Annotated in this window: 19 protein-coding genes; 10 read left to right on the top strand and 9 right to left on the bottom strand. The window is 71.2% G+C overall.

All coding sequences use genetic code 11. From position 1 onward, the window contains the following. Nucleotide 1: 1 nt before the first annotated feature. On the bottom strand, nucleotides 2-1,117 hold the full coding sequence (locus Acor_RS21760) for an alkaline phosphatase family protein (RefSeq protein WP_155338552.1): 1,116 nt from the start codon (nucleotides 1,115-1,117) through the stop codon (nucleotides 2-4). 2 nt (nucleotides 1,118-1,119) lie between these two features. Further along, entirely contained in the window at nucleotides 1,120-1,710 is a 591-nt protein-coding gene (locus Acor_RS21755) for a DUF5998 family protein (protein ID WP_155338551.1), read from the bottom strand. Nucleotides 1,711-1,918: 208 nt separating this feature from the next. On the opposite strand from Acor_RS21755, the gene Acor_RS21750 reads away from it, so the two are divergent. Further along, a complete protein-coding gene (locus Acor_RS21750) occupies nucleotides 1,919-2,323 on the top strand; it encodes a COG1361 family protein (RefSeq protein WP_155338550.1) in 405 nt (134 codons plus the stop codon). Here Acor_RS21750 and Acor_RS21745 read toward each other — a convergent pair. Continuing rightward, entirely contained in the window at nucleotides 2,320-4,719 is a 2,400-nt protein-coding gene (locus Acor_RS21745) for a bifunctional acetate--CoA ligase family protein/GNAT family N-acetyltransferase (RefSeq protein WP_155338549.1), read from the bottom strand. The genes Acor_RS21750 and Acor_RS21745 overlap by 4 nt on opposite strands. Before the next feature lie 205 nt (nucleotides 4,720-4,924). Between Acor_RS21745 and Acor_RS21740 the strand changes: the two genes are divergently transcribed. Further along, nucleotides 4,925-5,818, top strand: coding sequence for a carbohydrate kinase family protein (locus Acor_RS21740; protein WP_155338548.1), 894 nt, complete (start codon nucleotides 4,925-4,927; stop codon nucleotides 5,816-5,818). A gap of 10 nt (nucleotides 5,819-5,828) precedes the next feature. Here Acor_RS21740 and Acor_RS21735 read toward each other — a convergent pair whose 3' ends face one another. Further along, on the bottom strand, nucleotides 5,829-7,910 hold the full coding sequence (locus Acor_RS21735) for a RecQ family ATP-dependent DNA helicase (RefSeq protein ID WP_246238921.1): 2,082 nt from the start codon (nucleotides 7,908-7,910) through the stop codon (nucleotides 5,829-5,831). Between the two features lie 34 nt (nucleotides 7,911-7,944). Then, entirely contained in the window at nucleotides 7,945-8,766 is an 822-nt protein-coding gene (locus tag Acor_RS21730) for a TauD/TfdA dioxygenase family protein (RefSeq protein WP_155338547.1), read from the bottom strand. Nucleotides 8,767-8,947: 181 nt separating this feature from the next. On the opposite strand from Acor_RS21730, the gene Acor_RS21725 reads away from it, so the two are divergent. Genes Acor_RS21725 through grpE form a run of 3 tightly spaced genes read left to right on the top strand, consistent with a single transcriptional unit; the run spans nucleotide 8,948 to nucleotide 10,277 of the window. Next, complete coding sequence (locus tag Acor_RS21725; protein ID WP_155338546.1) at nucleotides 8,948-9,358, top strand: hypothetical protein; 411 nt, start codon at nucleotides 8,948-8,950, stop codon at nucleotides 9,356-9,358. 30 nt (nucleotides 9,359-9,388) lie between these two features. Then, entirely contained in the window at nucleotides 9,389-9,796 is a 408-nt protein-coding gene (locus Acor_RS21720; protein WP_155338545.1) for a hypothetical protein, read from the top strand. 40 nt (nucleotides 9,797-9,836) lie between these two features. After that, nucleotides 9,837-10,277 (top strand): nucleotide exchange factor GrpE, encoded by a 441-nt coding sequence (grpE, locus tag Acor_RS21715; protein ID WP_155338544.1) that lies wholly within the window; start codon nucleotides 9,837-9,839, stop codon nucleotides 10,275-10,277. A gap of 1 nt (nucleotide 10,278) precedes the next feature. Here grpE and Acor_RS21710 read toward each other — a convergent pair whose 3' ends face one another. Beyond that, nucleotides 10,279-10,857: an RNA polymerase sigma factor gene (locus Acor_RS21710; RefSeq protein WP_246238920.1), complete on the bottom strand. Its 579-nt coding sequence runs from the start codon at nucleotides 10,855-10,857 to the stop codon at nucleotides 10,279-10,281. 110 nt (nucleotides 10,858-10,967) lie between these two features. On the opposite strand from Acor_RS21710, the gene Acor_RS21705 reads away from it, so the two are divergent. The 3 genes from Acor_RS21705 to Acor_RS21695 are packed head-to-tail and all read left to right on the top strand — an operon-like array spanning nucleotide 10,968 to nucleotide 14,861. Next, nucleotides 10,968-11,216, top strand: a complete 249-nt coding sequence (locus Acor_RS21705) for a hypothetical protein (RefSeq protein WP_155338543.1) — start codon at nucleotides 10,968-10,970, stop codon at nucleotides 11,214-11,216. Continuing rightward, on the top strand, nucleotides 11,213-13,003 hold the full coding sequence (locus Acor_RS21700; protein WP_155338542.1) for a dynamin family protein: 1,791 nt from the start codon (nucleotides 11,213-11,215) through the stop codon (nucleotides 13,001-13,003). Before Acor_RS21705 ends, Acor_RS21700 begins: the two co-directional genes overlap by 4 nt. Then, a complete protein-coding gene (locus Acor_RS21695; RefSeq protein ID WP_155338541.1) occupies nucleotides 12,993-14,861 on the top strand; it encodes a dynamin family protein in 1,869 nt (622 codons plus the stop codon). Before Acor_RS21700 ends, Acor_RS21695 begins: the two co-directional genes overlap by 11 nt. Here the strand turns inward: Acor_RS21695 and Acor_RS21690 are convergent. Continuing rightward, complete coding sequence (locus Acor_RS21690; RefSeq protein ID WP_155338540.1) at nucleotides 14,829-17,198, bottom strand: Hsp70 family protein; 2,370 nt, start codon at nucleotides 17,196-17,198, stop codon at nucleotides 14,829-14,831. The genes Acor_RS21695 and Acor_RS21690 overlap by 33 nt on opposite strands. Before the next feature lie 113 nt (nucleotides 17,199-17,311). On the opposite strand from Acor_RS21690, the gene Acor_RS21685 reads away from it, so the two are divergent. After that, the gene (locus Acor_RS21685; RefSeq protein ID WP_218034409.1) at nucleotides 17,312-19,804 is read left to right on the top strand and encodes a DNA gyrase/topoisomerase IV subunit A; all 2,493 of its coding nucleotides are present in this window, start codon (nucleotides 17,312-17,314) and stop codon (nucleotides 19,802-19,804) included. Between the two features lie 51 nt (nucleotides 19,805-19,855). Here the strand turns inward: Acor_RS21685 and Acor_RS21680 are convergent, their stop codons facing one another. Then, the gene (locus Acor_RS21680; protein ID WP_155338538.1) at nucleotides 19,856-20,218 is read right to left on the bottom strand and encodes a VOC family protein; all 363 of its coding nucleotides are present in this window, start codon (nucleotides 20,216-20,218) and stop codon (nucleotides 19,856-19,858) included. 139 nt (nucleotides 20,219-20,357) lie between these two features. Here Acor_RS21680 and Acor_RS21675 point away from each other — a divergent pair, with 139 nt between their 5' ends. Next, nucleotides 20,358-20,915 carry a thioredoxin family protein gene (locus Acor_RS21675; RefSeq protein WP_155338537.1) on the top strand — a complete coding sequence of 186 codons (558 nt, stop codon included), beginning with the start codon at nucleotides 20,358-20,360 and terminating at the stop codon, nucleotides 20,913-20,915. Here the strand turns inward: Acor_RS21675 and Acor_RS21670 are convergent. Then, entirely contained in the window at nucleotides 20,912-21,154 is a 243-nt protein-coding gene (locus tag Acor_RS21670; protein WP_155338536.1) for a hypothetical protein, read from the bottom strand. The two genes, Acor_RS21675 and Acor_RS21670, sit on opposite strands and share 4 nt — an antisense overlap. Nucleotides 21,155-21,304: the final 150 nt, after the last annotated feature.

The following is a 21,304-nucleotide window of genomic DNA, read 5'->3' as shown; positions in this document are numbered from 1 at the left end:
TTCACCGATGAATCTCCAGTAGCGGGACGTTCAGCTCCTCTACCGTCAACGACCCGTGATACCCCGTGAACCCCCACTCCAACTTCTCCGCCTCCGCCGGGATGACCACGCAGCCACCGTACGGCACGGCTACGACATCCCCGATGCGTGGCAACCATTCCCGCCGCACACTCCCACCGAACCACCCGGAATCCACCGCTTCCTCCCGGGACACCACCCACGCCCTCCCGTCCAGAGCCTCCCGCCAGGCGGCTTCGACCGCGGATGCCGCGCCATCCTCGGTGTACACATGCCGCGCCCGAGGTTCGCCCCCCAGCAGGGAGACACCCGCCATGAGCTCAGGATGCTGATCAAGGTCGAACTTGTCGGTGGCGTTGACCATGCCATGGTCTGCCGTCACATACATGACCCCGCCGGGCGGCAGGCTTTCAGCCAAGCGTTCGGCCATGCGGTCGACGACGGCGAGCTGGTCCAGCCAGGCGGGCGAACCCCACCCGGCCAGGTGCCCGGTGCTGTCGAGGTCGCCGTAGTACACGGTGACGAACGTGCGAGGGGTCTGGAGCGCATGCCGCACCCCGTCGACCCGCTCGTCGATGGACTCGGCATGGCGGTGGTCGACGCCCCGGTAGACGGCGCGCGTCAGGCCGGAGCCGTCGAAGGCGCCGGTGGCGACATAGACGGTGTCCACGTCGAGGGCGGCGAGCCGCTGGTAGACGGTGGTGGCGGGCTGCCAGACGTCGGGGTCGATGGGCAGGCCGGGGGCGGTCCAGCGCAGGCAGTTGAACAACCGGCCCTCGCCGGGGACGGCCATCTTGATGCCGATCATCCCGTGCTCGCCGGGGGTGCCGCCGGTGCCGAGGGTGGCCAGGCTGGTGGGGGTGGAGGAGGGGAATCCGGCCGTGATCGTGCGTCCCAGCGCCGCCGACAGGAACGGCGCCGCGGCGGGATGGGCGCGCAGCAGCTCGGCCCCCATCCCGTCGACCAGGAACAGGCAGACCCGGGACGCGGGCGCCAGGCCGAGGGTGTTCTCGGCGTCGCCGCCGAACGCGGCCAGCAGCGAACCGGGGAAGTCGCTCAGCGAGGCGGAGCCGTACGCCGGGAGGTGGGGGCCGGGCACGGTCAGCTCGCGGCGCGGGCGGTGGCCTCGGACAGGGCGCGGGCGAAGGCGAGGACGTGGGTGACGGCCTCCGGCCCGTCGGCGGCCTCGCTGACCCGTAGTTGCAGGTCGTCGGCGGTGACCGCGCCGGTGTAGCCGTGGTCGGCGTCGCAGTTCTCGTCGCCGCAGGTGGCCGGTTCGAGGTCGACGTGCGAGATGGCGCCCCAGCCGATGGTCAGGGTGACCTCGCTGGGCGGCACGCCGGGCACGTAGGACGCGGGATCGGGCACCACCCGGGTCATCGCCACCGACTGGATCCGGCTGAGCCGGACGGCCTCGGTGGTGGTGGAGGCGTGCGACGCGGGGCTGCCCTCGGCCGGCGGGTGCTCGTCGGTGTGGCACACCAGCAGCCGGGTCGGCGAGAGCACGAGCACGGTGACGTGCCGCCGCACCTCCATGGCCGGGTCGAACGTGGCCTCGTGGTGCACGACGAACGCGGTTACCTGCTCTTTGCCTAAGGCGGAGTCGACGGCGTCGGCGACCAGGTCGGGGTAGTAGCCGCTGCGGTCGATCGCCTCACGCAGGTCGGCAGCCGAGACTCGGGTATCCCTCATGGGGTCCATCCTGCCCTGTCACGGACCCGGATTTCACATGCGAAGCCACCTTCTCGCCAGCCTAGATATACGGATTTAGCAGTATTTGGAATGGGTATTGGGTGTTGCCCATCCCTTTTGTTTCCCGTTGCCCGCTCGCGGTTATCGCTAGAGGCGTACCGACCGGAGACGATCATCGGGGTGGCTCATGGGATGGCTGGGTGCGGCCGTGGCGGCCCTCTTGACGGGTTCGCCCGTGCAGGCGCCGGATCCGGCGTTCGACATTTCGGTCACCTCGACGCCGAACCCGCAGGTGCCGGGGCAGCCGTTCCGGTACCAGGTCGCGATCAAGAACGTCAGTCCAGGGACGGCGAGCACGGACGCGCGGATCGACTGGCCGGGACCGTGGGAGTTCATTCCGTGGACGTGCGGAAGCAGCCACGGGGGCTGCCCGGTGAACAACGGGGTCGGGGACGTGGACCTGGCCGTCACGCTCGGGTCCGGGGAGTCGGTCACGTTCGCCCTCACCAGCCTGCTGCCGGCCGAGGCCGGCGTGCTGACCAGGCCGGACGCGCTCGTGATGTCCGGCGCGCATGGCTGTACGCCGTTCCGGCCATGTTCGGTCAACCACTAGCCGAGGCGGCGGGGGCCTCCGTCGGGGCGGGGGCCGACGACCGGGCGCAGGACGGCGCGAGCGTTCAGGACCGTGACGCCGTCCTCGCCGACCAGGACCTGGTCGAGATCCAGCCGCGCCACCTCGGGCAGCGCGTCGGCCAGCAGTCCGACCCGGACCAGCAGGTCCTCCAGGGCCGGTACGGCCACGGGCGGGTAGCCGTACTCGCCGAACAGGAGCGGCGCGGTGCGCACCGCGCGGACCAGGTCGGCGGCGTCCTCGACGGTGAGCGGCGCGAGCCGGTACGCGTGGTCGCCCAGCAGCCGGGCCGCCACATCGCCGAGCCCGAACGACACGACCGCCCCGAAATCGCGGTCCTGGATCATCCCGACGACGGTCGGCACGGCGGGCCCCGGCGCGGGAGCGTCCGCGACGGCGATGCCGTAACAGGCGAGCAGCGCGGTGGCGTCGATCTCAGTGTCGGCGGGCGCGGCGGCGACGATCCGCCGCGCCTCCTCCCGATTTACCGAAATTTCCGGAACTGTGCCGATGGGCGCGGTGCGCCAGCGCGCATGCCTGACCACATGGGCGAGGGCGCGCACGGCCTCCTCGGGCGCCTGGTAGGAGGGAATCGACCCGCGCGCCGGACCCTCGCCGGAGGCGCGCAGCTCGACCGGCAGCCCCAGCTCACCCTGAAACGTGGCCACCACCGGTTTGCCTGCTTCGTTCGCCACCCGCACCAGCTCGGCGGCCACCAGATCGGCCCGCCCGGGAATGGGCGGCATATAGATCGCCACGGCCGCGTCCACCGCCGGCAGCACGGCCGCGAGCGCCGTCCCGAACTCCTCCGCCCCCGCCCGAGCCCCCAGATTGACCGGCGCTCCGGGTTTCAGCCCCGCCGCCAGGCACGCGTCCGCGGCCAGCAACGCCAGCGCGTCCGAGTTGCTGACGATCCCCACCCTCGGCCCATCCGGCAACGGCTGATACGCCAGCAACTGCCCCACATCGAACAACTGGGTGAGATCGTCCACCCTGATCACCCCCGCCTGGGCGAACAGCGAACTCAACGCCGTGTCCGGCAGCCCCAGCGCCGACACCGCGTGCCCGTTCGGCACCCCCTGGGACTTCACCACCACGATCGGTTTGGTACGGGAGATCCGCCGCGCCAGCCGGGTGAACTTACGCGGATTACCCAGCGACTCCAGATAGAGCAGGATCACCTCCGTCGCCGGATCCTCCTCCCAGTACTGCAACAGGTCGTTGCCGGACACGTCGGCCCGGTTCCCCGCCGAGACGAACGTCGAGATGCCCATCCCGCGCTGCGCCACCCGCTGCAGCAACGCCGTCCCGAGCGCGCCCGACTGGCTGAAGAACCCCACTCTGCCCCGGCCCGGGAGGGTCGCCGCCAGAGTGGCGTTGAGACGGATGGCGGGATCGGTGTTGGCGATGCCCAGACAGTTGGGGCCGACCACGCGCAAGCCGTACAGACGGGAGATCCGGACCAGTTCCTGCTGCCGCCTGCCGCCTTCCTCGCCGGTCTCGCCGAAGCCGCTGGAGACCACGATCAGCCCTCGGACGCCCTTGCGCGCGCACTCCTCGACCACGCCGAGCACGCTCTCGGCCGGGACGGCCACGATGGCCAGGTCCACGTCACCGTCGATGGCGGAGACGCTGCGGTAGGCGCGGACCCCGGCGACGGCCCGGACCTCGCGGTGCACGGGGTAGACCGGGCCGGTGAAGTCGGCGGCCAGCAGGTTGCGCAGCACGGTCTGCCCGATTCCGCCGGGTTCCCGGCTGGCCCCGATGACGGCGACGGACTCCGGGGTGAGCAGCCGCTGGATCGAGCGGGCCTCGGCGCGGTGCTCGCGGGCCGAGGTGACCTCGACGGCGGTGTCGGTGGTGGCCAGGTCGAGGGTCAGCCGGACCACGCCGTCGGCGAAAGTGCTGCGCGCGGTGTATCCGGCCTGCCGGAACAGCATGTTCATCCGGTGGTTGGCGGGGAGCACGTCCGCGATAAAGGTCCGGATCCCGCGCTCGCGCGCGGCGGCGCGGAGGTGTTCCATCAGCACGGCCGCCACGCCCCGGCCCTGGTGTGCGTCCTCGACCAGGAAGGCCACCTCGGCGTGGTCGGCGGGCTTCACCCGGTCATACCGGACGACGGCCACCATCTCCGTCCCGATGGTGGCGATCAGCGCCACCCGGTCGTCGTAGTCGACGTTCGTGAACCAGGCGATCTCTCGATCGGACAAACGCGGACGAGGCCCAAAGAATCTGAAGTAAATCGTTTGATCGGACAAACGCGAGTAGAACGCACGGAGAAGTTCGGCGTCGGCGGGACGGATCGGCCGCAGGTGCGCCGTGCCGCCGTCGGACAGCACGACGTCGGCCTCCCAATGCGCCGGGTACGGTGGTTCCACAGGTCGAGCGTATCGACGCCCGGCTTGGGATAGTTGGGCAACGCTTGTGCATCGACTGTGCACGAGTGTCCGCTCTACCCCACACGGCGTCGCGAGAAGCTGTTAAGTTTCTCGGCGTCAGCCTCATATCGCACGGAGAGGACGCCGACCCCCCCAATGGTGCGGCGGAATCACCTCCCTCAGCAGTTGGCAAGGTGGTGACATCATGACCCGGGTCGTCGTGGTGGGCGATCTCATGACCGACGCGGTCGCTCGCGCCAGGTTCCCCCTCGCCCGTGCCAGTGACACCCCGGCAATCGTCACCATGCACGGCGGTGGTTCCGGGGCGAACATCGCCTCGTGGCTCGCCGTGGAAGGTTCCGAGGTGGCCTTCATCGGCCGTCGCGGCGCCGACATCACGGGACGTAACCGTGACATGGAGCTGATGGGCTATGGGGTGGACGCCCGTCTCGTGATGGACCCGGAGCGTCCCACCGGCACCTGTGTCGTGCTGGTCACGCACAAGGGCGAGCGCACGATGCTGTCCGACCCGGGGGCGAACGCGGCGCTGTCCCCCGAGGACCTGCCGCGTGACCTGTTCACCCAGGGCGGTCACCTGCACATCTCCGGCTACACGCTGATCTGCGAAGGCTCCCGCGACGCCGGTCTGGCCGCGCTCGACCTGGCCCGCCGGGCCGGTATGTCGATCTCGGTGGACTGCGCCTCGTCCGCGCCGGTGGAGCGCACCGGCGCCGAGCCGTTCCTGGAGTGGACGCACGGGGTCAAGCTGCTGTTCGCCAACGCCGACCAGGCCAAGGTGCTGACCGGCCGCGAGGAGCCGGACGCCGCCGCCAAGGTGCTCACCGCGTGGTTCCCGCAGGTCGTGATCAAGCTCAACAAAGAGGGCGCGCTGTGGTACACCAACAGCCGCTCCGAGCCGGTCCGGGTGCCCGCCGAGACGGTCGACCGGGTGGTCGACGGCACCGGCGCGGGTGACGCCTTCGCGGCCGGATTCCTGCCGAGCTGGCTGAACGGCAAGCAGCCGGCCGACGCACTGGCGGCGGGCAACGCCCTGGCCGCCAAGTGCATCGCCAACCTGGGCGCCCGCCCCCGCCTCTAAGTAGCCGCCTCTAAGTAGCCAGAGTCAGCGGCAGCACCGCCGTCGCGCCCGCGTGGCGGAGCTGCGCGGCGGCCAGCGTCAACGTCCACCCCGAGTCGGCACGGTCGTCGACCAGCAGCACGGGACCGGACAGCTCGGCGAGCTTCCCGCCCAGCTCGCGCGGCATCGCCAGCGTGCCCCGGACGGCCTGAACCCGCTGCGCCGAGTTGTACTGCCGCCCCGGCGAGCCGTTCCGATACCCGAGCTCCCCGAGATCGGCCAGCCGCCCGACCTGCGCCAGCCGTTCGGTCAGCGACCGGATCAGCACCGGCTTGGAGACCGACGGCACGCTGACCACCGCGACCGGCCGCTCCGCCCAGCTCCACGTCTTGAGCACGGTCACCACGGCGGCGAACACGTCGTCCGGCACCGGCCCGTCGGGCTGGGCCAGCAGCTCGCGCAGCCGGGTCCCCCACCCGATGTCGGTCAGCCGCCCGAGCGCCCGCCCGGTCTCCGCGCCCAGCTCCGGCTTGATCCGCCCCTTCAGGTCGGTGAGCCCGGTCGGCCACTGCCGCCGCGGCTCCAGATCGACCCCCGGCCGGGTCAGCCGCTCGTCGGCGGCCGTCACCGCCTCGGCCGGGATCTCGGCGGACCGCCACGCGCCCGTGCAGTTGTCACACCGCCCGCAGGCCACGGCGGTGTCGTCGTCGAGATGGCGGCGCAGGAACAGCTCCCGGCACTCGGTCGTGGTCTGGTAGGCCAGCATCGCCTCCTGCTCGGCCCGCCGCTCGGCCGCCACCCGGGCATACCGCTCGGCGTCGTAAGCCCACGGCTCCCCGGTGACCTCCCACCCGCCCTTGACCCGGCGCACCGCCCCGTCGACGTCGAGGACCTTGAGCATCATCTCCAGCCGGCTCCTGCTGAGATCGACCCGGTTCTCCAGCGCCGCCGTGGACAGCACCCCGCCCTCCCCGAGCGCCGCCAGCGTGGCCCGGACCACCGCCTCCGCCGGAAACGCCAGCGACGCGAAGTAGGCCCAGATCTCCCGATCCTCCGACCCGGGCAGCAGCACCACCTCGGCCTTGCGCACCCCGCGCCCGGCCCGGCCCACCTGCTGGTAGTACGCCACCGGCGACTGCGGCGCCCCCACATGCACGACGAACCCGAGATCCGGCTTGTCGAACCCCATCCCCAGCGCGGAGGTGGCGACCAGCGCCTTGATCCGGTTGGCGAGCAGATCCTCTTCCGCGGCCAGCCGTTCCGACGTCTCGGTCTGCCCGGAGTAGGCGGCCACCGGATGCCCCTGCTCGCGGAGATACGCGGCGATCTCCTGGGCTGCGGCCACGGTCAGCGTGTAGACGATCCCCGACCCGGGCAGCTCGCGCAGCGTCTGCGCCAGCCAGGCCAGCCGCTGCCCGGCCCCGGGCAGCTTCACCACGCTCAGATGCAGGCTCTCCCGCTCCAGCGGCCCGCGCAGGACGAGCGTCTCCTCCTCGTCCCCGGCCAGCTGCTCGGCCACGTCCCGGGTGACGCGCGCGTTCGCGGTCGCCGTGGTGGCCAGCACCGGCACTCCGGGCGGCAGCTCGGCCAGCATGGTCCGCAGCCGCCGGTAGTCCGGCCGGAAGTCGTGCCCCCAGTCGGAGATGCAGTGCGCCTCGTCGACCACCACCAGACCGGCGCTCTCGGCCAGCTCGGGCAGCACCTGGTCGCGGAACTCGGGGTTGTTCAGCCGTTCCGGGCTGACCAGCAGCACGTCCACGGTCCCCTCGGCGACCTGGGCGTAGATCTTCTCCCACTCCTCGGCGTTGGCCGAGTTGATGGTGGCCGCGTGGATGCCGGCCCGCTCCGCGGCGGCGATCTGGTTGCGCATCAGCGCCAGCAGCGGCGACACGATGACCGTCGGGCCCTCGCCCAGGTCGCGCAGGAGGGCGGTGGCGATGAAGTAGACCGCCGATTTGCCCCAGCCGGTCCGCTGCACGACCAGCGCCCGCCGCCGATCCACCACCAGCGCCTTGATCGCCAGCCACTGGTCCTCGCGCAGTCGCGCGTCCGGGCCCGCGAGCGCCCGTAGACGCTCCTCGGCCTCCTCGCGCAACACCTCTTCTTCGGTCACCGGTCCTTAGTACCAGGTCCCGGCGACGGTTTCGTCACCGATCCAGGTGCTCGGGGAAGGCGTTCACGGTCACCCGGTGCATCCGGCGCCGCTCGGTGTAGTCGGCGACGGCGTAGTGCTGGGTGCTGCGGTTGTCCCAGAACGCCAGCGTGCCCACCCGCCAGCGCAGCCTGACCTGGTATTCGGGGTTGCGGACGTGGTCCACCAGCAGCGGCAGCAGCACTTCGTTCTCGCGGTCGGTGAGACCGGCCAGGCGGGTGGTGGAGGCCCTGTTCACGAACAGCGCCTTGCGGCCGGTCTCGGGGTGGACGCGGACCACCGGGCGCTCGATCGGCGGCCACTTGCGCTGGATCTCGGCCAGGTCGAAGTCGTGGCCCTTGGAGATCGCCTTCCTCATCGAGCCGGTGATGTCGTGGATCGCGGTCAGCTCGTCGCAGAGCCGCTGGATCGACGGCGAGAGCGTCTCGTACGCGAGATAGGTGTTGGCCCACATGGTGTCCCCGCCCACCGAGGGCAGGATCATGCAGCGCAGCAGCGAGCCCATCGGCGGGACCGGCTCGAAGGTGTTGTCGCTGTGCCACTCGTCGGCGCCCTCGCCCTTGGGGGAGGTCTGGTCCAGGACGTGGATGGGGGTGCCGCTGTCCTTCTTGAAGGCCGGGTGGTTGATCGTGCCGAAGTGCTCGGCGAACCGGATGTGCTCCTCGTCGGTGATCTCCTGGTCCCGGAAGAACAAAACCTTGTGCGCGAGCCAGCCCTGCCGGACCGTCCGCGTCTCCTCCTCGGAGAGCGGTTTGCGCAGGTCGACCCCGGTCACCTCGGCCCCGATGTGCCGCGTCATCGGTATGAACTCGATCATGGCAGCCTCCCGGTATCAAGCAATCGCTTGGTCAAGCATAGGACGATCGGGCCGCCCTGCCGAACTCCCAGGTCAGAGGTTCGCCCGAAAAATCGGACCGATACAAAGATCGGTGAAACAAAGCCGGTCCCGCCCGCATCTACCTCCATGACGATCCACCCAGCAGACTTTGGAGTAGAAAATGGACGTGTACGACGCCGGCACCTCTGAGCTCGCCGACACCGACGGCGACGGCTACTACGAGACCGCCGCGTATGACAGCAACAACGACGGCGTCGCCGACGCCGTCGTGTCCGACCTGGACGGCGATGGCGACATCGACATGGAGGCCTACGACACCGACGGCGACGGCAACGTGGACACGGCGATCCTCGACACCGACAATGACGGCGTCGCGGACACCGCGCTGTTCGACACCAACAGCGACGGCCAGGCCGACGTGGTGGCGGTCACCATTCCGCCCACCGCCGACGACGCGCCGCTGTTCCCCGAGACCGGCGCCACCACCCCCGACACGGCCACCGAGGAGCCCGGCCTGAGCTCGCACGACATCGTGGAGGGCGCGCTGCCCGGTCCGGAGTACACCGCCTAGCAGGAACGTTCCACCGGAAGGAAACCCACCATGGGGAACCCCCAGGACCCGAACCAGCCCCCTCAGCCCCAGCCCGGCTCCTACGGCCAGCAGCTCCCGCCGTACGACGCGGGCGCGCCGCTGCCGCCCCAGCAGCCCGGCTACCAGTACCCGCCACCCCCTCCGTACGGCCAGCAAGGTCCGCCGTACGGGCACCAGTACGAGCAGTACGGGCAGCACAACAAGCAGGTCAGCGGCGCTCAGACCATGTCGATCATCGCCTTCGTGCTGGCCGGTCTGGCCCTGCTGATCCTCCCGATCATCCTGGGCCCGGTCGGCATCGCGCTCGGCGTGATCGGCCACCGGCGCGGCGAGAAACTCGGCGTCGCGGCCGCGATCACGGCCGGTGTGTGCATGGTGGTCGGCATGGTGCTGGGCTACGTCCTGGCCACCATGTAGGCCGGTCGGGCCACGAACCCCACCTCCCCGAGGAGCCAGAATGCCCACCGGCCGCCCTGCCCCCTCCCCCGCTCAACCCCCCCTGAGCGCGGGAGAAGGGCTGGCGCGCGCGCTCGCCGAAGTGGCGGCGGGCGGTCCGAGCCCGGCCGTCGCCCAGCAGATCGAGCGCCTGCTGGAGACCCGGCCGGACCGCGCGGCGCTGGCCCTGGCCTGCGCCCGCTTCCGCGACCAGCTCGGCGAACGCTCCCCTGACCTGGCGGAACTGCTGGGCGCCGCGCTGGCGGCGGCCGGGATCAGCGAGGTGCGCCCCGACGGCGAGCCGTTCGACGGCGAGCGGCACGAGGCCGTGGACACCGCGCCCACCGACGACCCGGACGCGCACGACACGATCGCCGAGACCGTGCGGGCCGGGTATCTGGACGGCGCCGAGGTGCTGCGGGTGCCGCAGGTCGTGGTGTATCGGCGGGATCCGCCGTCATGAGCTATCCCAGCAGTTCGCGCAGGCTCTGCCGGCCGCGGAAGATCCACACTTTGACGGTGTTCAGCGGCACCTCCAGTGTGGCCGCGGTCTGCTCGTACGTCAGCCCGCCCGCCCATAACAGCAGCGCCGACCGGTGCGCGGGAGAGAGCGTGCCCAGTGCCCTGCGCAGGTCCACCAGGCCGGCCACGGTCTCGTCGAACCCGCTCTCGGCCGCGCGCGGTTCCGCCGCTTCGGGGAACAGCAGGTCGTCGTGGGAGCTGCGGCGCCGTACCACCGACAGGGCGGAGTTCCTGGCGATGGCCAGGACCCAGGCCGCGAACGGCGCCCGGCCCTCGAACCGGTCCAGGCCCTTCCAGGCGGCGATCTGGGTGTCCTGCAGCGCGTCGAGAGCGTCCGGGCGGTTGGCGGTGAGGTGGAAGCAGAGGCCGAAGGCCCGCCGTTCGACCGGCTGCCAGAGCTGGCGGAACGCCTCGGGGTCGCCCGAGCGCGCGGCCGCGACCAGCGCGGAGTCGTCGCCGGGCATGTCGCCACCGAGATCACCGAGATCACCGATGTCACCGCCGACAAGCGGAGCAGGCATCCGCGGCACATCCTCCCGAATCCGAAAATGCCCGGCACTGGGGGCTAGAACCGGGAAAACTGCAACGATCAGACCACTCCCGCCGCTGAAACGACATGAGATGTCACGGCATGATATTCGACCGTAATGAGGGCTTGGAGGGAGATGACGCGGCGGCGTTCTACGACCTCCTTTATGGCCTGGTCCCGGCTCCCACTCCGGCGGAAAGCCTGGCCATGTTCGAGGAGACGATGAGCACCACCGAGGCCGAACCCGAAGACCTTTACCAGGATTTCGAGGGGCATTTCGACCATTCCGTTAAAGAAACGGACTTTAGTGACGATTTCTCTGATTTAGGGGATTTCGGGGACTTTTCATGAACCCAAGTGACCGACTGCGGGAGCTCTGCGGCACGACCATCGCCAAACTGGCCGATCCCGGTCTGCGGGACCGGGTTCACCAGGTCCGGGTCCGGCTCGACGCACCCTTGAAGATCGCCGTCGCCGGCGCGGTCAGCAGCGGGAAGTCCACCCTGGTGAACGCCCTGCTCGGGCTCCCGGTCGCGCCGGTGGACGCGGGCGAGTGCACCCGGGTCGTCACCCAGTACGAATACGGCCCCGACGACGGCCGGGTCGAGGTCGACTGCGAGGACGGCCGCACCTTCCTCACCCGCCTGGACCCCGGCCACCGCCTCCCCGCCGAACTGGGTGTCCCGATCGACCTGGTCCGCCGGATCCGCGTGCAGCTGACCTCCGAGGCCCTGCGCGCCATCACCGTGGTCGACACCCCCGGCATGAACACGGTGACCGTCGAGAACGAGCGCGCCGCCCGCCGCATGCTGTTCGGCACCGACCAGGACGACGACCACGCGCAGGCCCTGATCTACGTGCTCCGCTACGTCCAGGCCTTCGACGACAGCACCCTCGCCGAGTTCCGCGGCCTCACCGAGGCGTGCGGCATGACCTGCGTGAACACCCTGGCCGTGCTGAGCCAGATCGACCGCCGCGGCGACGAGGAGGACCCCTGGCCGACGGCCAGGCGGCTGGCCGTCAAGGCGTACGCGGATCTGCGCGCCTCGGTCTTCGACGTGGTCCCGGTGATCGGCCTGCTGGCCGAGACCGCGGGCACCGGCGCGCTCGGCCCGGCCGAACTCGACGGCCTGGCCGCCCTCGCCACCCTGGACGAGGCCGACCTGGAGTTCCTCCTCCTCGACCTGGACGACCTCGCCGACTCCCCCGACTCGCCGCTCACCCCCGAGGTGGCCGCCCGCCTGGTCCGCCACCTGCACCGGTACGGCTTACGCACCGCGATCACCCACGTCGGCGAGGGCCCCGAAGCCCTCCGCCAGACATTGCTCGATAAATCGGGATTCGGGGTTGGGGCCAGGAGCGGCACCGTCGCCGGCGGCATCGCCCACTTCGCCCGCCGGGCCGGCCAGCTGAAAGCCCTGGCCGCGATCACCCAGCTGCGCCGGATCACCCGCTCCCCCGCGTTCGGCTCCGACCTGGCCGTGCTCGACGCCCTCGCCAATGAACTCGACGAGACCAAGCCGATCGCCGCCGGCCTGCACGGGCTGCGCCTGTTCGCCGCCGTCGAGGCGGTCGCCCGCGGCCAGCTGGTGCTCACCGACGAGATGTCCAACGAGCTGTTCCGGCTGGCCCGCTCCGACGACCCGGCCGAACAGCTCGCCGTACCCGCCCAGGACGTGCCGGAGGCGGCGCGGCGGGCGACCGAGCGGTGGCGGGCCCGCGCGATGATCGAGCGCGGCCGGGTCGGCGGGCAGCGCGCCAGGGACGTGCTCGGCGTGCTGGAGGACCTGGCCGCGCCGCCGCGCCTGCAGACCCAGGCCCCGATCTTCCTGCCGGTCCCTGCGGCCCCCGTGGACGCCGACGCGGTCCGCCGGCTGCTGGCCTCGCCGCTGGTCCCCGCCGAGGACCGGCAGGCCCTCGGCAGCCTGCTGGCGGGCGCCGACGGCGCGGCCCAGGTCGGGATCGCCGGCGGGCCCCCCGACGTGGCCGCCTACGCGGCCGCGCTGAGCGCGCGGTTCCGCTCGCTCAGCCATTTCCTCCCGTTCACCGCCGACCGGCGGGCCGCCGAGAGCGTCAGCGACAGCTACGCCCACCTCGCGGTGACCTCGGTCCAGAAAGGTTCCCCCCATGTCGGCTGAGCTCGTCACCCGCGTGCTGCGCCTGGCCAACGAGGTCAACACGCTCGCCAAGCAGGCCGGCCGCGCCGACCTGGCCGAGGTGCTCGTCCAGGTCGCGGCCAGATGGAAGGAGACCGAGACCACCATCGTGCTGGCCGGCGCCCAGAAGCGCGGCAAGAGCCGCCTGCTGAACGCGCTGATCGGGCACCCCGGGCTGCTCCCGGTGGACGCGGACGTGGCCACCAACTGCTACCTCGGGCTGCGCCGGGGCCCGGCGCTGACCGCCAAGGTGCACAAGGCGAACGAGGACTTCGCCATCGACCCCGCGCAGATCACCGACTACGCCTCGATGACCGGCGACCCCGCCAAGCGCCGTGAGGTGGTCAACGTCGAGCTGACCGTCGACCACCCACTGCTGGAGGGGGTGCGGCTGCTGGACACCCCCGGCGTGGACAGCCTCACGGTCGGGCACCGGCAGGCCACGGTGGCGATCCTGCAGCGGGCCGACGCGCTGCTGTTCGCGCTCAGCGCCCAGGACCAGCCGGTGCTCCGCCACGAGCTGGAGTTCCTGGCCGAGGCGGTGCAGCGGGTCCAGGCGGTCACCTTCGTGCTGACCAAGGTGGAGGACTCGGCCAACTGGCAGGCGCTGCTGGCCGAGAACCGCCGCAGGCTGGAGCTGTTCGTGGCCGAGTCCGGCCTGGTCACGCCGGAGAACGGGCGGATCCTGCGGGCCGCGGCCTGGCTGCCGGTGAGCGCCAAACTGGCCGAGGCCGCGGTCGCGCAGCGCCGGCTCGGCCGCCCGGAGCGCGCCGACCAGCTGCACGAGCGGAGCGGGATCGGGCGGCTTGAGGACTACCTGCGCAGCTGCGCGGAAGGCCGCGAACTGGCCCGCAGCGCCACCGTGGTGTCGGCGTGCGCCTCGGTGCTGGCGGCGGTGGGCGCGGTCGCGACCGACCATGTGGCGGGGGCCTCGGACGATTCGAAGGAGCCCGCCAAGCGGCTGGCCGAGGTCGAGGCCGGGCTGGCGGAGCTGGTCGAGATCGGCAGGGAACGCCGCAGGCAGGCGGTGGGCAACCAGTTCCTCGGGCGGGAGGTGGCGACCATCGCGCGGGCGCATCTGGCCCGGGTGCGGCAGCCGTACGAGCAGGCGGTGGGCGAGCTGACCAAGCGCGCCGATCTCGATCGCTACCTGCAGCAGCTGCCGGAGAGCGTCGAGCGCTCCATCCAGGCCGCCTGGGACGAGATCGTGGCCGAGGTGAGCACGCTGGTCGGGACCGCGCTCAACGAGTTCCTGCGCTCGCTCCGGCTGGACCCGATGGACATGGACCTGGCCAAGGTCGCGATGCCGCGGGTCTGGTCGCACGAGCTCAAGAGCGAGCCGACCACCGGCGCCAAGATGGACCTGTTCCGGGAGGGCGTGCCCGCCGCCGCGATGGCGGCCAGCCTGGGCCTGATCATCGCCCACCTCAACCCGATCGGCTTCATCATCGGCCCGGCCCTGGCCGCCGCCGTGCTGGTCCGGCGCCGCGAATGGGACGAGGTGCACCGCAACCAGCAGGCCCTGCGCCGGCTCCTGGCCGAGCAGTTCAACCAGGCCGGCAACGAGATCACCCTCGCCCTGGAACGCGAGGTTGCCAACTGGCGCACCACCGTCGAGCAGAGCGCCGACACCGCGCTGGCCACCCAGCGCAAGGACCTGGAGTCCCGCCGCGCCGAACTGCGCACCCTGGCGGTCAGCAACGCGGCCGACAAGCGCGATGCGCGCGAGTCGGCCACCAAACGCCTGGAGACGATCAAGACCCTCACCGGGCGCGCGGCCGGGCTGCGGGGCGAGATCGCGACGGCGCTAGTCCGGCAGGAGGCAGAGCCGGCCGGGTAGCGACTGCTCCGGCCCCGGCACGGCCTCGGGGAGCCGCAAATAGAGCAGCCCTGAAGGGACCCTGGCCAGCGGCTCGGCCCAGCCGGGCGCGCTCAGCGCCTGGCGCACCCCGGCGGGCGTGACGTGCATGATCCGGGAGGTGTTGCGCGCGCCGGACACCCCCAGCCAGAGCGTCTCCCCGTCCACGATCACCCGGGGACGCTCGCCGGGCAGCCGCGAGGTGAGGTGCCCGAGCAGCGTCCCGGCCGGCTCGTGGGCGAGCGTGCGCAGGTTGCCGGTGCTCCGGTCGCAGTGCTGGACCGACCAGCCCTGGGACGGCAGCACGGTGTCCATGCCGACCGCGTACATCTCCCGGCCGGCCGGGAACCAGCGCAGCGCGCCCGTGCGCGGCCGGGTGGCGAGCACCCGGGGCGGGTTGGGGGCGGCGTCGATCTCCAGCCCGGCGCTGGTCGCCACGAACCACTTCGACTCGTGCAGGACGACCTGCTGGAGCCAGTTGGGCGGGCGGCGCTCGACCCGGCGGACCCGCCCGCCCGGGTCGATGATGAGGAAGACCTGCCAGGGCAGGAAGCCGTTCTGGAAGGCGTACTGGCCGAGCACGACCGTGCAGCCGGGCGAGCCGACGGCGAGCGCAGGTTCGACGCCGGTGGGGCTGTCCTGGTCCAGGAGCCTGCGCCGGACGCCGTCCTCGTTGACGAACCAGCGGGCCGAGGGGCCGAGCGGCATCCGGGCCGGCTCGGGGAAGAACCCGCCCAGCCGGAACTCCAGCATGGTCAGCTCGCCGGCCTCCCCCCACGGCAGCCCGCGCGAGTTGTCGACCGGCACGACCGGGCCCGGCGCGAAGAACGCCCAGCCGATCCCGTTCTTGGCGATCGTCCGCACCTCGGCCACGCCGGGCAGCACCTGGGTGGACTGGATCACCAGTTCCGGCGTGAGGGTGCGGATCACCGCGCCGTTCGGGCCGCGTTCGGCCAGCAGGATGCCCTCGTCGGCGGCCGCCCAGTCGATGACGGGACCGAAGGCCAGCTCCCGGTCGGCGCGGCCGGTGGCGACGTCCAGCCGCCTGAGCAGCTGCCGCCCGCCGTCGACGCAGAGGCAGTAGGTTCCGGTCGCGGTCACCCGGACCGCGAGCACGCCCTCCATGACCGTTTTGAGGGATCCGCCTTCCAGCGGCTTGGACGGCGGCTTGAGCGGGCTCACGATCGTGTTGAGCGCCGCGTTCTTGGCGGCGTTCTTGGCCGCGACCTTGGCGGTCTCGGCTTCCAGCACGGTCCAGGCGAGCCGGGCCGCGCCCAGCGCGACGACGATCTTGGGGTCGTCGTAGGTGCGGACCAGGTCGCCGTGCCTGGCCTTGATCGTCTCGTGGACCAGCGGCATCCGGCTGGCGCCGCCGGTCAGGAAAATGCCGGATAACTGGTGACGTTCCACCCGGGCGGCCGCGATCGTCTCGTCCAGGATGTCGGCCGTCCTGATGATGTCCGCGCCCACCAGGGCGTGCAGGTCGGCCCGGGAGATCTGGACGTCCACGTCCGCGCCCGCCACGTACTGGCTGGCCGTGTCGTACGCCGACAGGGTCTCCTTGGCCGCCCGCGCCTCGTCCAGCAGATCGGCCGCCGCGGCCCGGTAACGGCGGTCCGGGTTGGCGCTCACCTCGGCCCACCAGTCGGCGGCGGAGCGCTCCAGCTGGGCCCCCAGGAAGGCGAAGACGCGCTCGTCGAACACCTCGCCGCCGATCATGTCGTCCCCGCCCGGCTCCCCGATCACGTTGAAGTCGGCGCCGTCGGCGGACAGCACCGCCGTGTCGAAGGTGCCGCCGCCGAGGTCGTAGACGGCCACCTGCCGCCCGCCGGAGACGCTGTGCAGCGAGGTGTAGTGCAGCGCCGACGCGACCGGCTCCTCCACGATGACGATCCGGGCGCCCGGCACCACCGCGCGCCCGGCCTCCTTCAGGATCTCCCGCCGGTCGGGCCGCCAGGCGACCGGGCAGGTCAGCACCACGATGGCCGGATCCGCGCCGTCGAACCGGGTGCGGCCTTCGGCCACGAACAGCGACAGGATGGCCGCCATCGCGTCCTTCACGTCCACCGCGACGCCGCCGAGCAGCATCGCGGCCCGCCCGACATAACGTTTGGGGTTGCGCTCCACCCGTTCCGGATGGCGGACCATGGACCGCTGCGCGACCCGGCCAGACACCAGCACGCCCTGGTCGTTCAGCAGGATCGTGGACGGCACCCGGCGCTCCCCGCCGACCTCCAGGATGTCCACCCGCCGGTCCGTCGCGATCGCTCCCGCGGAGAAACTCGTCCCCAGGTCCACGCCGAGGCACCACTGCGCCATCCCGGCCTCCTCCCGCTCAAACCCGGCCAGGCGACAACGATAGTGGTGCAAGCGGGCCTCCGCTGAGGGGCGGATGCGCGTCTGAGTCGCGGCATGCGGAGATGACCGGCAAAATGTTCGACATGGCCCGACGAACCACCAGCCCCCCACCCGAGGATTTCGAGGAGCGGATCGTCGACATCGACGTCTCCGCTGAGATGCGCACCAGCTTTCTGGAGTACGCGTACTCGGTGATCTACCAGCGCGCGCTCCCAGATGCCCGGGACGGTCTCAAGCCCGTGCAGCGGCGCATCCTCTACTCGATGAACGAGATGGGGCTGCGGCCCGACCGGGGGCACGTGAAGTCCTCCCGCGTCGTCGGCGACGTGATGGGCAAGCTGCACCCGCACGGGGACAGCGCCATCTACGACGCGCTGGTCCGGATGGCGCAGCCGTTCTCGATGCGGCTGCCGCTGGTGGACGGCCACGGCAACTTCGGCTCGCCCGACGACCTGCCGGCCGCGATGCGCTACACCGAGGCGCGGCTGTCGGCCGCCGCCATGCTCATGGTGCAGTCCATCGACGAGGACACCGTCGACTTCAAACCCAACTACGACGGGCAGGAGACCGAGCCCACGGTCCTGCCGTCGGCCTTCCCGAACCTGCTGGTGAACGGCTCGACCGGGATCGCGGTCGGGATGGCCACCAATATGGCCCCGCACAACCTCGGCGAGGTCATCGCCGCCGCCCGGCACCTGATCAAGAAGCCGGACGCGACGCTGGAAGACCTGATGCGCTTCGTGCCCGGTCCCGACCTGCCGACCGGCGGTCTGGTCATCGGCCTGGCGGGGATCAGGGACGCGTACGAGACCGGCCGTGGCACGTTCCGGATGCGGGCCAAGGCCACGGTCGACAACGTGACGCCGCGGCGCAAGGGGCTGATCGTCACCGAACTGCCGTACAACGTGGGCCCGGAGCGGGTGATCACCAAGATCAAGGAACTGGTGAACGCCAAGAAGCTGTCCGGGATCGCCGACCTGAAGGACCTCACCGACCGGCACAAGGGCCTGCGGCTGGTCATCGAGATCAAGAACGGCTTCATCCCCGAGGCCGTGCTGGAGGAGCTCTACCGGCTGACGCCGATGGAGGAGACCTTCGGCATCAACAACGTGGCCCTGGTCGACGGCCAGCCGCGCACGCTCGGCCTGCGCGAACTGCTCCGGGTGTACGTGGACCACCGGCTCGACGTGGTCCGGCGGCGTTCGCAGTTCCGGCGGCGCAAGCGGCAGGAGCGCCTGCACCTGGTGGACGGCCTGATCGTCGCGCTGCTCAACATCGACGAGGTCATCCAGGTCATCCGCGCCTCCGACGACTCGGGCGCCGCCCGCGCCCGGCTGATGGAGATCTTCGAGCTGAGCGAGATCCAGGCCAACTACATCCTGGACACGCCGCTGCGCCGGCTGACCCGCTTCGACAAGCTGGAGCTGGACAAGGAGAAGGAGACGCTGACCCGGGAGATCGCCGAGCTGACCGCGATCCTGTCCTCGGAGGACCGGCTGAACAAGGTCGTCTCGGACGAGCTGGCGGAGGTGGCCAAGACCTATGGCACGCCGCGGCGTACCGTGCTGCTGGAGTCCTCCGGGGTGTCCAGGACGGCGGCGGTGCCGCTGGAGGTCGCCGACGACCCGTGCCTGGTGCTGATGTCCTCCACCGGGCTGCTGGCCAGGACCGGCGACGCGGCCGAGCTGGCGGGCGACGGTGAGCGCACCGTGCACGACGTGCTGGTATCGGTGGTGCGCTCGACGGTCCGGGGCGAGATCGGCGTGGTCACCTCGCAGGGCCGGATGATCCGGGTCTCGGTGGTGGACCTGCCCGCGCTGCCGCCCTCGGCCAACCCGCCGTCCCTGGCGGGCGGCCATCCCGTCGCCGAGTACGTGGCGCTGAACCCGGACGAGGTCGTGGTCGGCCTGGGTTCCCTCGATCCTGTCAGCCCCGGCCTGGCGCTGGGCACCGCGCAGGGCGTGGTGAAGCGGGTGGTGCCCGAGTATCCGGCCAACCGCGACGAGTTCGAGGTCATCGGCCTCCGCGACGGCGACACCGTGATCGGCGCGGTCGAGCTGATCTCCGAGGAGCACGACCTGGTGTTCATCTCCTCCGACGCGCAGATGCTGCGCTATCCGGCCTCGAACGTGCGGCCGCAGGGCCGCCCGGCCGGCGGCATGGCCGGCATCCGGCTGGAGCCGGGGGCGCGGGCGATCTGGTTCGGCTCCGTCGACCCCGCCCGCGAGTCCCGGGTGATCACGATCGCCGGTTCCTCCACGGCGCTGCCCGGCACCCAGGTCGGCGGCGGCAAGGTCTCCGACTACACGGAGTTCCCGGCGAAGGGCCGCGCCACCGGCGGCGTCCGCGCCCAGCGCTTCCTGAAGGGCGAGGACACCCTGCTCCTGGCCTGGGCGGGGCCCGCCCCCGCGAAGGCAGTCTCCGCCGTCGGCAAGCCGGTCCCGCTGCCCGAGGACCTCGGCCGCAGGGACGGCTCCGGGGTACGGCTCACGCACACCGTGGCCGCCATCGGCGGGGCCCTCACCGGCCCGGGAACCGAAGCGGCCGAGGAAGCGCCGCTGTTCTGAGAGAAGACGAAAGTGGACCACCCCGACGCGGGGTGGTCCACTTTTCTGTTCCTAGTCGACCAGGCAGAACGGGTGGCCGGCCGGGTCCAGGAAAACGACGAAGCCGTCCTCGTCGCCCGGCTGATGGTCGTGTTTCACCGCGCCGAGGGCGAGCACTTCCGCCGTGCCCTTCTCCAGGTTCTCGACGCGGATGTCGAGGTGGAGCTGCTGCGGGTGGTCGGCGTCCGGCCAGACCGGGGGCTTGTGGTCGGGCGCGAGCTGGAAGGCCAGCTTGAACGGCCCGTCGCCGGTAACCGTCGCCCAGTCGGGGGCGGTGCGCTTGGCCTCCCACCCGAGGATCGCCGCGTAGAAGGCCGCCAGCTCGCCGGGGTCCGGGCAGTCGAAGACGATTTCGCTGAGAGTGCCGATTGCCATGAATTCCTCCTCAATGCGTAACCATCGAAGAGCGTATACCGGTGTCGTTGACGACCGCCAGGGTGCGCCGGTATTGAATAGTCGGAACGGGGAGCGCCTCTCTTCCCGAGCAGATCCCTTTAAAACAGATAGGGAAAACGTGGCTGTCAATTCGTTCATGGTGCCGCTCGGCTCCGCCGCACCCGATTTCGACCTCCCCACGATCACCGGCGACCGCGTCGCCCTCGCCGGCCTGAAGGGCACCCCCGTCCTGGTGGTCTTCCTGTCCAACCACTGCCCGTACGTGCGCCGCATCGAGAACGGCCTCGGGCGGTACGCCGCCGACTACGCCGGCCGGGTGGCCACGGTCGCGATCTCCAGCAACGACGTCGTCAACTACCCCGACGACGACACGGCGCACCTGGCCGAGCAGGCCGCCCGCGCGGGGTTCGGCTTCCCGTACCTGATCGACGAGACCCAGGACGTGGCGCACGCCTACCGGGCCGCCTGCACCCCCGATTTCTTCCTCTACGACGCCGACCACCGCCTCGCCTACCGGGGCGAGTTCGACGGCGCCCGCCCCCGCAACGAGGAGGCGGTCACCGGAGCCTCCCTGCGGGCCGCCACAGACGCCCTGCTGGCCGGTGAGACCCTCACCGACCAGAGCCCGAGTCTGGGCTGCGGGATCAAGTGGAAGCCCGGGAACGAGCCCTCCTAGGCCTTCAGCAACCGCAGCAGATCGGAAGGCTCGCCCCAGGGCCAGTGCCGGACCACGTCCTCGATCTCCGGAAGGTCGGGCAGCGGATCACCGGCCGGCAGGGTCTCCACGTAACAGGCGGCGTCAAGGAGGGCGAGGGCCAGCCGGGCGTTGCGGCCTTCGTCGCGGGGTTCGACGCGGTCGAGGCGGCGGCGGGCCTGCGCGCGGAGGTGGTCGGCCAGCGTCTCGGTGGTGGTCATGATGTCTCCTCGGGACTCGGCGACGCCGCCGTCGTGGCGGACAGTCACCGATCTTGCACTTTGGGTCACGACATCATCACCCAAGGTAACCGGTGATCGTGCGATCTTCGGAGTATTGGTAGACCCCGGAAAAGCTAATGAAATGGCCGT

The organism is Acrocarpospora corrugata (assembly GCF_009687845.1).
Taxonomy (GTDB): Bacteria; Actinomycetota; Actinomycetes; order Streptosporangiales; family Streptosporangiaceae; genus Acrocarpospora; species Acrocarpospora corrugata.
Note: the sequence above shows the minus strand (reverse complement) of the source record. Positions and strands in the feature narration are given on the sequence as shown.